General features: G+C 72.0%; 11 protein-coding genes. 4 read left to right on the forward strand and 7 right to left on the reverse strand.

The annotated features are described in order from the left end of the window. Nucleotides 1–314: 314 nt before the first annotated feature. Entirely contained in the window at nucleotides 315–1,103 is a 789-nt protein-coding gene (locus AB0B72_RS23610) for an HNH endonuclease family protein (RefSeq protein WP_367741075.1), read from the forward strand. Between the two features lie 15 nt (nucleotides 1,104–1,118). On the opposite strand, the gene AB0B72_RS23615 is transcribed toward AB0B72_RS23610, so the two are convergent. The 7 genes from AB0B72_RS23615 to aceB all read right to left on the reverse strand — a co-directional run bounded on the left by AB0B72_RS23615 (nucleotide 1,119) and on the right by aceB (nucleotide 8,102). Next, nucleotides 1,119–1,250 (reverse strand): hypothetical protein, encoded by a 132-nt coding sequence (locus AB0B72_RS23615; RefSeq protein WP_367741076.1) that lies wholly within the window; start codon nucleotides 1,248–1,250, stop codon nucleotides 1,119–1,121. 50 nt (nucleotides 1,251–1,300) lie between these two features. Next, nucleotides 1,301–1,531 carry a DUF2277 domain-containing protein gene (locus AB0B72_RS23620; RefSeq protein ID WP_367741077.1) on the reverse strand — a complete coding sequence of 77 codons (231 nt, stop codon included), beginning with the start codon at nucleotides 1,529–1,531 and terminating at the stop codon, nucleotides 1,301–1,303. Nucleotides 1,532–1,567: 36 nt separating this feature from the next. After that, nucleotides 1,568–2,302: an IclR family transcriptional regulator gene (locus tag AB0B72_RS23625; RefSeq protein ID WP_367741078.1), complete on the reverse strand. Its 735-nt coding sequence runs from the start codon at nucleotides 2,300–2,302 to the stop codon at nucleotides 1,568–1,570. Next, entirely contained in the window at nucleotides 2,299–3,597 is a 1,299-nt protein-coding gene (locus AB0B72_RS23630) for a (Fe-S)-binding protein (RefSeq protein ID WP_367741079.1), read from the reverse strand. Before AB0B72_RS23630 ends, AB0B72_RS23625 begins: the two co-directional genes overlap by 4 nt. Then, nucleotides 3,597–4,937 (reverse strand): FAD-binding oxidoreductase, encoded by a 1,341-nt coding sequence (locus tag AB0B72_RS23635; protein WP_367741080.1) that lies wholly within the window; start codon nucleotides 4,935–4,937, stop codon nucleotides 3,597–3,599. Before AB0B72_RS23635 ends, AB0B72_RS23630 begins: the two co-directional genes overlap by 1 nt. Beyond that, nucleotides 4,937–6,388 (reverse strand): FAD-linked oxidase C-terminal domain-containing protein, encoded by a 1,452-nt coding sequence (locus AB0B72_RS23640; RefSeq protein ID WP_367741081.1) that lies wholly within the window; start codon nucleotides 6,386–6,388, stop codon nucleotides 4,937–4,939. Before AB0B72_RS23640 ends, AB0B72_RS23635 begins: the two co-directional genes overlap by 1 nt. Before the next feature lie 127 nt (nucleotides 6,389–6,515). After that, nucleotides 6,516–8,102, reverse strand: a complete 1,587-nt coding sequence (aceB, locus tag AB0B72_RS23645; protein WP_367741082.1) for a malate synthase A — start codon at nucleotides 8,100–8,102, stop codon at nucleotides 6,516–6,518. 154 nt (nucleotides 8,103–8,256) lie between these two features. Between aceB and AB0B72_RS23650 the strand changes: the two genes are divergently transcribed. From AB0B72_RS23650 to hutI, 3 genes are all read left to right on the forward strand, one after another. Beyond that, nucleotides 8,257–8,937, forward strand: a complete 681-nt coding sequence (locus AB0B72_RS23650) for a DUF4097 family beta strand repeat-containing protein (RefSeq protein WP_367741083.1) — start codon at nucleotides 8,257–8,259, stop codon at nucleotides 8,935–8,937. 243 nt (nucleotides 8,938–9,180) lie between these two features. Beyond that, a complete protein-coding gene (gene hflX / locus AB0B72_RS23655; protein ID WP_367741084.1) occupies nucleotides 9,181–10,584 on the forward strand; it encodes a GTPase HflX in 1,404 nt (467 codons plus the stop codon). A gap of 580 nt (nucleotides 10,585–11,164) precedes the next feature. Beyond that, a complete protein-coding gene (gene hutI, locus AB0B72_RS23660) occupies nucleotides 11,165–12,373 on the forward strand; it encodes an imidazolonepropionase (protein ID WP_367741085.1) in 1,209 nt (402 codons plus the stop codon). Nucleotides 12,374–12,408: the final 35 nt, after the last annotated feature.

Raw genomic sequence — 12,408 nt, forward strand, 5'->3', positions numbered from 1 at the left:
CACGCCCCTCGCGCGTCCCCGCAGTGAACCGCTCCGCACTCGGCCGTCTTCTGCCCGGTTGTCTTCTGCCCGGTTGTCTCGCGCTCGGCCGTCTCGTACTCGGTCGTGTTGTGCCCGGCCGTCTCACACCACGATGCCGGCCACGTCGGGCCTGACCTCTGCGGGCATGTCGGCCTGACCCTTGGCAGGTCGCGTCCGCCTGACCCTTGCCCAATATCGGTACAAATCGTGATTTCCCGCAAGGCGCGGCATCTTTGCCGTTACTTGACGTCCTGCTATATCTGAGGAGGAAATTTCAATACTTAGGGGTGGTAATGGGCGGGCATGGTTCGCGGCTGGTCGCCGGCGTCTCGGTGACGCTGGCCCTGCTCGCCGGATGCGGGTCCCTGGAGGATCTCGACTCCGGGAAGACCGGGACCGGGCAGAGCGACACAAAGGGCGGGAAGAATGACGCCGGTGACAAGGGCGACGCCCGCGGCACCAACCCGCTGGACAACCCCGAGGGCACCAAGCCGGGGCTCGCTCCCATCAGCTCCGGCAAGGACATGGACGACGCGCGTGCGCTGATCGACAAGGTGCCGACCAAGGGACGCGGCCCGAAGACCGGCTACGACCGCGATGAGTTCGGATACGCCTGGGCGGACAACGCGGACGGGATCCCGCTGGCGCACAACGGCTGCGACACCCGCAACGACCTGCTGAAACGGGACGGCGAGGACATCGAATACCGCTCCGGGTCCAAGTGCGTGATCGTCTCCATGACGCTCTACGATCCGTACACGGGCAAGACCATCGACTGGACCAAGCAGGACGCGTCGGCCGTCCAGATCGACCACGTGATGCCGCTGTCGTACGACTGGCAGATGGGCGCGTCGCGCTGGAGCGACGCGGAGCGCAAGCGCATCGCCAACGACCCGCTCAACCTGCTTCCCGTGGACGGCTCCACCAACTCGTCGAAGGGCGACTCCGGCCCGGCGACGTGGCTGCCGCCCCGCAAGGGCATCCGCTGCTCCTACGCCGTCCGCTTCGCGCAGGTCGCCCTCAAGTACGACCTGCCGGTCACCACCGCCGACAAGGCGGCGATGGCCGACCAGTGCCGCTGAAGCGGCTCCGCTCACTCATCCGAAACGGTCGGGCACCCGTACTCGGGGCGCCACGGCCGAGTTGAGCCGGAGCCGCAGGACGCTTACGACGCCCACCGTCGTGCCGGCCACGCACAGCGCCACACAGATCGCGTAGCGGACCCGCACGACGACGATCCGCCGCGGCCCGGCGAATCCGGCTCCTCACCGCCCGCCGGTCAGCCGGCCCGGCTCTCTCCCCGCGCGCCCCGCACCTGGAGGGAGGCCAGCAGCTCGGCGCTCGCCTCGGTGATGGCGGCCACGGCGTGGTCGAACGCCTCGGCGTTGTGGGCGGCCGGGGCGCGGAAACCCGAGATCTTCCGCACGTACTGCAGGGCCGCGGCCTGGATGTCCTCCTGCGTCACCTCGTCGGTGAACGGCGGGCGCAATGTCTTGATGCTTCGGCACATGGCCCCATCTTCCCCGACCGCGGGGGAGGGTGAGCGTCAGGCGCGGAACACCGCGGCCCCGAAGTCGTCGGCCACCTTCCGCAGGATGGCCGCCAGCTCCTCACGCTCGATGGCGTCGATGCGCTCGGCCGGGCCGGAGACCGACAGGGCGGCGAACGTCCGCGCGCCGTCGTGCACGGGCACGGCCATGCAGTGCACGCCGCTCTCCTCCTCGCCCAGGTCCAGCGCGTACCCCCGGGCCCGCACCGCGTCCAGCTCGTCGAGCAGCGCGCCGACCGTCGTGAGGGTCCGGTCCGTACGGCGGGGCAGTCCCGTCCGCCGGAACACCGACGCGGCGTCCGGCCGGTCGGCCAGCAGCGCCTTCCCCACGGCCGTGCTGTGCGGCAGCACCCGGCGGCCCACCTCGGCGAACATCCGCAGCCGCCGGGGGGAGGGCACCTGGGCGACGTAGACCACGAAGTCGCCCTCCAGCACCGCCAGGTTGGCGGTCTCGCCGGACGACTCCACCAGCTTCGCCAGGTACGGCTCCGCCCACACGGCCAGCATCCGCTCCGCCACGCCGCCGATCCGCACGAGCGCGCCGCCCAGGGCGTAACGCCTGTCGGACTCCTGCCGGACGTACCCGCGGGCGAGGAGCGTCTGCAGCAGCCGGTGGATCGTCCCGTACGGCAGGCCGGTCCTGGCGGCGATCTCCGACAAGCCGGCCTGACCTCCGTGTTCGGACAGGGCCTCCAGCACGTCGAGCGCCCGGTCGACGCTCTGCACCGTCACCGCGCCCCCCTCGCCGTCCGCTGAGCGGTGTCCCGCGCCGTGTCCCGCGCCCGGGAGCGGCCGAGTGTGCCGGGGCCGCGCCCGCGCAGGGAGGCGTCGAGCACCTCCACCGTGTGCGCGACCCGGATCTCGCCCTTGCCCGCCCGGCGCACCGACGCCGCGATCTGCATCGTGCACCCCGGGTTGGCCGAAACCAGCAGGTCGGCGCCGGTGGCGAGCACGTGCGCGGCCTTGCGGTCGCCGAGCTCACGGGCGGGCTCCGGCTGGAAGAGGTTGTAGGTGCCCGCCGATCCGCAGCAGATCGCCGACTCGGCGATCTCCCTGAGCTCCAGGCCGGGGATGCCGCGCAGCAGCTCCCGCGGCTGGGACCGCACGCCCTGGGCGTGGGCGAGGTGGCAGGCGTCGTGGTAGGCGACCGACATCGGCAGCGGATGGCGCTCGGCCGCCGGCCCCAGCTCCACGAGGAACTCGGCCAGGTCGCGCACGCGCAGCCCGGCCGCACGCTCGGCCCAGCCGGGCTCGTCCTTCAGCACCTCGGCGTAGTCCTTCATGCTCGACCCGCATCCGGCGGCGTTGACGACGACCGCGTCGACGCCCATCCGCTCGAAGGTGCCGATCGTGCGCCGGGCGAAACGCGCCGCCTCGGCCTCGCGGCCGGAATGCAGCGACAGCGCGCCGCAGCAGCCCTGCCGGGCGGGGATGACGACGTCGCAGCCCTCCAGCGCCAGCACGCGCGCGGTGGCGGCGTTGACCTGGGGGAAGAACTCGCCCTGCACGCAGCCGGTCAGCAGCCCCACCCTGGCCCTGCGCCGCCCTCTGGCACTCACGATGCGCGGCAGCCGCACCGGCCGGGACGGCGGCGGAGTCAGCTCCGCCATCGCGCCCAGCGAGGGATTCACCCGTTCCAGGAACGGCCGAAGCCGCCCGCTCAGCCGCATCGGCAGGCGCAGCGCCCGCAGCCTGCGCCGGTAGGGGAACAGCGCGAAGACCAGCCCCCGGATCGCCCGCTCCTCCGGGGTGCGTACGTGCTCACGCTCGACGACCGCCCTGGTCTCCTCGATGAGCCGGTCGTACCGGACACCCGACGGGCAGGCCGTCACGCACGCCATGCAGCCCAGGCAGGCGTCGAAGTGGCCGGCCATCTCATCGGTCAGCGGGGTGCCGGACACGTGCTGGTCCATGAGGTGGATGCGCCCGCGCGGGGAGTCCATCTCCTCGCCCCACAGCACGTACGTCGGACAGGTGGGCAGGCAGAACCCGCAGTGCACGCAGTCCTTGATCAGCTCGGGGTCCATCAGATCCCTCCCACGAACCGGCCGGGGGACATCCGGCGGCCGGGATCGAAGCGCTCCTTCACCCGCCGCATGAGCGTGAGGGCCCCGACGTGCCCCCATCGATCCACGCGGCGGCCGGCCTCCTCGGGCGCGGCGAGCACGATGAGCCGGCCCGCGTCCCCGGAGCCGGCGTCCTCAAGGTCCGCGCGGAGCGCCCCGGCGAACGCGGCGGCCTCCTCCGCTCCGGTCTCGCCCGGCAGCGCCACGTACAGCACCGCCGAGGCCGCCGACCCGCGCACGGCGGGGCGCACCCCCGCGTCCCGCGCCGCCTCGGCCACCCCGGCGAGGGCCCGGGGGAGCCGGGCCGGAGGCGTCCGCATCTCCATGAGGATCTCCCCGCCCGGATGCCCGTCGCGAGGGCCGTCGTGCGTTCCTGGCGGCCGCCCCCACCAGGCCGGGGGCTCGGTGAGGATCCGCGCCGTGGGGCCCATCAGGCCCCGTACGGCGCCGGCCCGGTCCCGCGCCTCTGCCCCCTCCAGCAGGACGGCGACCGTGATGGGGCCCGCCACGTCCGGCCAGTCGAGCTCGATCGCACTGGGCTCCGCCCGTGACCGCGCGGCGGCGTCCACGGCCGCCGTGACGGCCTCGACCCGGTCCGCCGCCCCGCCGAATCCGGCGACGACCCACGCGCGGGCTGCGGGCAGGGGGTGGAGCCGGAACGTGGCGTCCACGACGACGCCCAGCGTGCCGTACGAGCCGGTGAACAGCTTGCCCAGGTCGTAGCCGGCCACGTTCTTGACCACCTTGCCGCCCGACTTGGCGACCGTGCCGTCCGCGAGCACCACGGTGATCCCGATGAGCAGGTCGCGGGCCGTGCCGTACCGGAAGCGCCGGGGGCCCGCCACGGCGGTGGCGAGCAGGCCGCCGACGGTGCCGCCGGGCAGGGGCGGGTCCAGCGCGAGCTCCTGCCCCTCGGCGGCGAGCGCCTCCGCGAGCGCCTCCAGGGTCACCCCCGCCTGCACGCGCACCACGAGGTCCCCCGCCTCGTGTTCGACGATCTGGTTGAGGCAGCAGGTGTCGACCAGCACGTCGCAGCGCTCGGGCGGCGGGCCCCAGTGCAGCTTGGTCCCCCCGCCGGCCGGGACCACGGCGAGATCCTGGTCCGCGCAGGCCCGCAGGACGGCGGCGACCTCGGTTGCCGTCTCCGGCAGCGCGACCCATCCGGGCGTGACGCCTCCGACGGAGTCGTCCGGCCCGGCGGTCCTGACCGCCACGCCGGTGGCCTCCAGCGCCTTGCCGGCCTTCGCCGCGTCCTCGGCCGTGCCGGCGGGAGCTCCCCGGGACATCTCCTGACGCGCCATCAGAACTGCTCCGCCAGGCCCGACTCCACCAGAGGGTGGACGCCGCGGCGCACGCCGGGCACCTCCCCGCACAGGCGGGGGGTGGGGAAGACCTTCCCGGGGTTGGACAGGCCCTTCGGGTCGAAGGCGCAGCGCACGAGCTGCATGGTGTCGAGGTCGTCAGCGGTGAACATCCGCGGCATGTAGCGCGACTTGTCGACGCCGACGCCGTGCTCGCCGGTGATCGAGCCGCCGTGCTCGATGCACAGGTCGAGGATGCGGGCGCTGACTTCCTCGGCCCGCTCGCCCTGCCCGGGGACGGCGTCGTCGAACAGCACGAGCGGGTGGAGGTTGCCGTCCCCCGCGTGGAAGACGTTGGCCACCCGGATGCCGAACTCCTCCTGCAGCCGGTCGATCCCGGCGAGGACCTCCGGCAGGGCCGTCCTGGGCACCACCCCGTCCTGCACGATGTACGCCGGGCTGATCCGGCCCACGGCGGCGAACGCGGACTTGCGGCCCTTCCAGATCGCGGCCCGCTCCTCATCGGAGGCGGCCACCCGGATCTCGAAGGCGCCGCTGTCGGCGCAGATCCGCCGCACGGCCTCGAACTGCCGCTCCACCTCGGCCCGGGGGCCGTCCAGCTCCACGACGAGGACGGCTCCCGCGCCCTCCGGATAGCCGCAGCGGACCGCCGCCTCGGCCGCCTCGATGGCGAGCGCGTCCATCATCTCGATCGCGGCCGGCAGGACGCCCGCCGCGATGACGGCCGAGACGGCCTGGCCGCCGGCCTCGGTGCCGGAGAAGGCCGCCAGCAGCGTCGTCACGGCCTCGGGCACCAGCGACAGCCGTACGGTGATCTTGGTGGTGATGCCCAGTGTGCCCTCGGAGCCGATGAACGCCCCCAGCAGGTCGTAACCGGCGTCCTGCTCCGACAGCTCCACGATCTCGCCGTCGGGCGTGACGATCTCGACCGCGAGGACGTGGTTGGCGGTGAAGCCGTGCTTGAGGCAGTGGGCGCCGCCCGAGTTCTCCGCCACGTTGCCGCCGATGGAGCAGATCTGCTGGCTGGAGGGGTCGGGGGCGTAGTAGAGACCCTGGTCGCGCACGGCCTCGGTGATCGCGAGGTTGGTGACTCCCGGCTCCACCACGGCACGCCGGTTCGGCACGTCGATCTCCAGTATGCGCCGCATGCGGGACGTGACGACGAGCACGCCGTCGGTCCTGGGGAGGGCGCCGCCCGACAGCCCGGTGCCCGACCCGCGTGCGACGAACGGCACGCCGAGCTCGTCGCAGAGCCGGACGACGGCCGCCACCTGCTCGGCCGACTCCGGGAGCACGACCACTCCCGGGGTCGCCCGGTGGTAGGTCAGCCCGTCGCAGTCGTAGGTCCGCAGCCGCACCGGGTCGGTGATCACCGCGTCGGGCGGGAGGGCCGCGTCCAGCCGCCGGGTCAGCCGTTCGAGGGTGGACATCGGTTACCGCTCCTCCCATGGACACCAGGAAGGCGTCTGCCGTGCGGGAGGCGGCTCCCGCACGACGTCTTCCCTCGAATCATCTCGCAGTACCCGGCGGGCGGGCCACCTACGGGTGTCCCTTCCCTCACGGCATGCGCGCGTACGCCGGGAGGGTGAGGAAATCGGCGAACTCGTCGTCGAGCGCGACCTCCTTGAACAGGTCGGTCGCCTGCGCGTAGAGGCCCTCGTCGTACCCCGGCTCGGCGGCGATCTTCGCCAGCTCCTCCCCGATGATCCGCTCGACCAGCTCGCGGGTGACGACGGCGCCTGTATCGGCGAGCTCGATGTCGTTGTGGATCCACTGCCAGATCTGCGACCGGGAGATCTCGGCCGTCGCCGCGTCCTCCATCAGGTTGTGGATCGCCACCGCGCCGAGCCCGCCCATCCAGGCCGCCAGGTAGCGCAGAGCGACGTCGACGTTGCCCCGCAGCCCGGCCTCGGTGATCTGGCCGGGGGTCTTGCTCACCGCGAGCAGGTCCTCCGCGGTGACGTTGACGTCCTCGCGCAGCCGGTCGAGCTGGTTGGGCCGGTCGCCCAGCACGCCGTCGAACACCTCACGGCAGATCGGCACCAGGTCGGGGTGGGCGACCCAGGAGCCGTCGAAGCCGTCGCCCGACTCGCGGGTCTTGTCGGCCCGCACCTTCTCCAGGGCCACCTTGTTGACCTCGGGGTCGCGGCGCGACGGGATGAAGGCCGCCATGCCGCCGATGGCGTGCGCGCCGCGCTTGTGGCAGCTGCGCACCAGCAGCTCGGTGTAGGCGCGCATGAACGGCGCGGTCATGGTCACCGCGTTCCGCTCGGGCAGCAGGAACTCCCGGCCTCGGGTGCGGAACTTCTTGATGACGCTGAACAGGTAGTCCCAGCGGCCGGCGTTGAGCCCGGCCGAGTGCTCCCGCAGCTCGTAGAGGATCTCCTCCATCTCGAACGCCGCAGGGTAGGTCTCGATCAGCACGGTGGCCCGGATGGTCCCCTGGGGGATGCCGAGCAGGTCCTGCGCGCGGACGAACACGTCGTTCCAGAGCCGCGCCTCCAGGTGCGACTCCATCTTCGGCAGGTAGTAGTACGGCCCGCGCCCCTTGTCGATCTGCCGCCTGGCGCAGTGGAAGAAGTAGAGCCCGAAGTCGAGCAGGGAGCCCGAGACCTCCGCCCCGTCGACCAGGACGTGCTTGTCGGGAAGGTGCCACCCGCGCGGGCGGACGACCACCGTGGCCAGCTCCTCGTCCGGCCGCAGCGCGTACGTCTTGCCTCCCGACGAGAAGTCGATGGCGCGGTCGAGGGCGTCGCGCAGGTTGAGCTGGCCGCTGATCGTGTTCTCCCAGGTCGGCGCGTTGGCGTCCTCGAAGTCGGCCAGCCAGACCTTGGCGCCCGAGTTGAGCGCGTTGATCGTCATCTTCCGGTCGACCGGCCCGGTGATCTCCACCCGCCGGTCCTCCAGCCCGGGAGCCGGGGGCGCGACCCGCCACGGCGACTCGCGTACGTCCCTGGTCTCGGGGAGGAAGTCGAGCGTGCCGCCCGCGGAGAGCCGCTCCTGCCTCTCCCGCCGCGCGCCGAGCAGCTCCCGGCGCCTGGCGTCGAACTCCCGCTGGAGAGTGGCCACGAATCCGAGGGCCTCCGGGGTGAGGATCTCGTCGAACCGGTCGAGCAGCGGTCCTCTGATCTCGACGCCTTCCATCGGCTCTCCTTTCCATCATACGGAAAAATGATTCTAAGACGTGGAATCGACGCTACTCCAGGGTCTCCGGGAGGGTCAACGTAAGGGGTGTCTCAGGGCCCGCTGGGGGGCTTCCCTAATGGGGAGAGAGCGGTCCGGCCAGGAGGATCGAGGTATGAGAAAGCAAATCGTGATCATCGGTGGAGCCGTCCTGGGCATGAGCCTCGCGGTGACGGGCTGCGGCGCAGGCTTCAGCATCGGAGAGCAGCGTGCCACCAACTCCTATGACGTCACCGACGGCGTGAAACTGCTCGACGCCCACACGGGGTCGGGAGAGATCGTGGTCAAAGAGTCGGACCGCGAGGGCGTCCACGTGACCGAGACCGTGCACTGGCGGGGGGAGAAGCCCACGGGCGGGCACAACGTCGCCGGCGAGACACTCACGCTCAACTACGACTGCGGGACCTGCTCGGTCGACTACCAGGTGGAGGTGCCGCGCGGCCTCCAGGTGAAGGCCGACAGCGGGTCGGGCACGATCACGCTGCGCGGGCTCACCGGCCAGGTGGCCGCGTCCACGGGCACCGGGGACATCGACACCCGCGGCCTGGCCGGCGGCCGGGTCTCGGCCACCGCCGGGTCCGGCGACGTCAAGCTGCGGTTCTCCGCGGTTCCCCAGGATGTGCGGGTGGAGACGGGCACGGGCGACGGCGAGGTCTGGGTCCCCGCCGGCACCTACAACGTCACCGCGGACACCGGCACCGGAGAGCGCAAGGTGGAGGTCGGCCGCGACGCGGCGGCCCCTCGGAAGATCGTCGTGAAGACGGGCACGGGCGACGCCGGCGTCCACCAGGTATGACCGGGCGGGCCTGGCGGGCCGGACGGTCCGCCCGCTCGTGCGCCCGCCTTGCTCGCCTCGCTCGCCTCGCTCGCCTCGCTCGCCTCGCTCGCCTCGCTCGCCTCGCTCGCCTCGCTCGCCTCGCTCGCCGGGATCAGAGCATGACCCCCGCCCATAACGAGATGCGTCATTCCCCGGCATCGTGTCACCATCGAGGGGAAGACACCTAGGTGTCGGAGTGTTGGTCTAGTAGAGATGACATATATGCGCATTGAGCCCGAAGACCACGCGGTGGGCGATTACGAACTCGAAGAGCGCCAGGCGCTGCGCCGTGTAGCGGGTCTTTCGACAGAGCTCGAAGACATCACCGAGGTCGAGTACCGCCAGCTCCGCCTGGAGCGCGTGGTCCTCGTGGGCGTGTGGACCAGTGGCACCCTCATAGAGGCGGAGAACTCGCTCGCGGAGCTGAAACTGCTCGCCGAGACCGCCGGATCCCAGGTCCTCGAAGGTCTCATCCAGCGGCGCGACAAGCCGGACTCGGCCACGTACATCGGCTCGGGCAAGGCCATCGAGCTGCGCGACATCGTGGCGGCCACCGGCGCCGACACCGTGATCTGCGACGGCGAGCTCACCCCCGGCCAGCTGCGTCAGCTGGAGGAGGTCGTGAAGGTCAAGGTCGTCGACCGGACCGCGCTGATCCTCGACATCTTCGCCCAGCACGCCAAGAGCCGCGAGGGCAAGGCCCAGGTCGAGCTGGCCCAGCTCCAGTACCTGCTGCCGCGCCTGCGAGGCTGGGGTGGCAACCTGTCCCGCCAGGTCGGCGGCCGCGCCGCCGGCGGCGTCGGCATCGGCGGCCGCGGCCCCGGTGAGACCAAGATCGAGCTGGACCGGCGGCGGATCCGCGAGCGGGCGTCCAGGCTCCGGCGGCAGATCAAGGAGATGTCGACCGCCCGGAAGACCATGCGGCACCGCCGGCAGGCCCGCGAGGTGCCGGCCGTGGCGATCGCCGGCTACACCAACGCCGGCAAGTCGTCGCTGCTGAACCGGCTGACCGGCGCCGGAGTGCTGGTCGAGGACTCGCTGTTCGCGACCCTCGACCCCACTGTGCGCAAGGCTCGCACGCCCGAGGGCCGGCTGTTCACGCTCGCCGACACCGTGGGTTTCGTACGGCACCTGCCCCACCAGCTCGTCGAGGCGTTCCGCTCGACGCTGGAGGAGGTCGGCGACGCCGACCTGATCCTCCACGTGGTGGACGGCTCGCACCCCGACCCGGAGTCGCAGCTCGCGGCCGTCCGTGAGGTGCTGGCCGAGATCGAGGGGGCGCACGAGATCCCGGAGATCGTGGTCATCAACAAGGCGGACGCGGCCGACCCGGTGGTGCTCGCCCGGCTCACGATGAACGAACGGCACAGCGTGGTGGTGTCCGCGCGCACCGGCTCCGGCATCGGGGAGCTGATGGAGATCATCGAGCGGGAACTGCCGCGGCTCGACCGCGAGGTCCGGCTGCTGGTGCCGTACGACCGGGGCGACCTGGTGGCGCGGGCGCACGACGAGGGCGAGGTGCTGTCGCTGGAGCACACCGGCGACGGGACGATCCTGCACGCCCGGGTGCTCGGCGGCCTGTTCGCCGAGCTCGACCGCGTCGCCAAGCCGGTCGAGCGGGTCTGACGCGAGCGACGGAGCCCCTCGACCGGGTCCGGCCACGTGGCGGAGCCGGTTGGGGGGACCTGGCCGCATCCGGCCACGCCGCCGCGTCGTACCTGGTCACAGGCCTGTGAGAGGCACCTTAGGCGGCCATGCCGCGGCTGCGGCCCGGCGTGGCGTTGCCCCTGGACCGGTGCCCGTTGCTACGATAAGGAAAGCCCAATGGGAGCGTAAGCTACCGGGCAAGAAGAGCAAAGCAGGCACCGCCGCCCTCACGTCACGGGGCGCTTCCGCGGGGCACCGGTCGTGAGCTGGGGCTTCGGAGGCGCGTCGCCACCGGGGAGACGCATGTGACGCTCCGGCACGGTCGAGGCGAAGCGGCGTTCTTCTCAATAACCCTGTACATCGAGCCCACCTGTGAAATAACGTAACTGAACTAAATCGCCCGGGTTTCGAGATCCTGGCGATAGGGTCATCGCACAACACCGGTGCGCGATGAGGCAGGAGACCCCCCAATGACGTCCGGATACGAAGCGGACCCGGCGGGCTCGGCGCCCAGGAGCTGGGCCCTTTCGACGTCCTGGGACGTCAGCGAGGTGGTCGGATGACCGTTCGCCTTCTCACCAACATCGGCCGGCTGTGGACCGGGCACGACGTGTGCAGCAACGCCGCCATCCTCGTGCACAACGACCGGATCGCCTGGGTCGGCCGGGCGGCGGACCTGCCGCAGAGCGTCGCGGGCGTCGTCGACGACATCGTCGACGTCGACCACGTGGAGAACCTGGGCGGCGCGCTCGTCACCCCCGGCCTCATCGACGCCCACACCCACCCGGTGTACGCCGGGAACCGGTACGCCGAGATGGCGATGCGGTCCGGCGGCAGCACGGCGTCGGCCATCGCCGCCGCAGGCGGAGGCATCGGGTCGACCGTCACCGTGACCAGGGGCACCGACCCCTGGACGCTGTGCAACGGCGTCCGGGAGCGGCTGCGTGAGTGGCTGCTCGCCGGCACCACGACCGTGGAGGCCAAGACCGGCTACCACCTCACCCGCGACGGCGAGCTGGCCGACGTGCGGCTGCTGCGCGAGCTCGAGAAAGAGCCGATGATGCCGCGGGTGCACGTCACGTTCCTCGCCGCGCACGTCGTGCCGCCGGAGTACTTCGGCCGCCAGCGCGACTACGTCGAGGCCGTCGCATCGTGGTGCGCCGACGCCGCGGGCGCCGGAGCCGACAGCGTCGACGTCTACTGCGACGACGGCCACTTCACCGCCGAGGAGGCCCGCTGGGTGCTCGCCTCCGGGCGGAACGTCGGCCTGATGCCCCGCGTCCACGCCGGCGTCTACAACCGCCGCGGCGCCGTCCAGCTCGCCGCCGAGATGAGCTGCGCCTCGGCCGACCTGCTGCACCACGCCTCCGACGAGGACATCGCGCTCATGGCGAGGTACGGCGTGCCCGCTGTGGTCTGCCCGGGAAGCGCCCTGCAGATGGGGCAGCTCCCGCCCGTCCGCCGGATGCTGGCCCAGGGCGTGCCGATCGCGCTCGGCAGCGACCACAACCCCGGCCACTGCGGCATCACCTCGATGTCCTTGGTCATCAGCCTCGCCGTGGCGGCGTTCGGGATCAGCGTGGGCGACGCGCTGCGGGCGGCGACGCTCGGTGGCGCCCAGGTGCTCGGCGCCCCCGACCGCGGCATCCTCGCGCCGGGCCGGCTCGCGGACATCGTCCAGTGGGACGCCGACCACGAGGGCGCCTTCGCCTGGTCGTTCGGTCTCAAGCCCCGTCGTGTCTGGCGTGGCGGCATCCCCGTCCAGTAGCCCATCGTCAGGTAGCCCGTCGTCTGGGGGGCGGA

Origin of the sequence: Microbispora sp. NPDC049125 (assembly GCF_040802045.1) — a bacterium.
Classification (GTDB): domain Bacteria; phylum Actinomycetota; class Actinomycetes; order Streptosporangiales; family Streptosporangiaceae; genus Microbispora.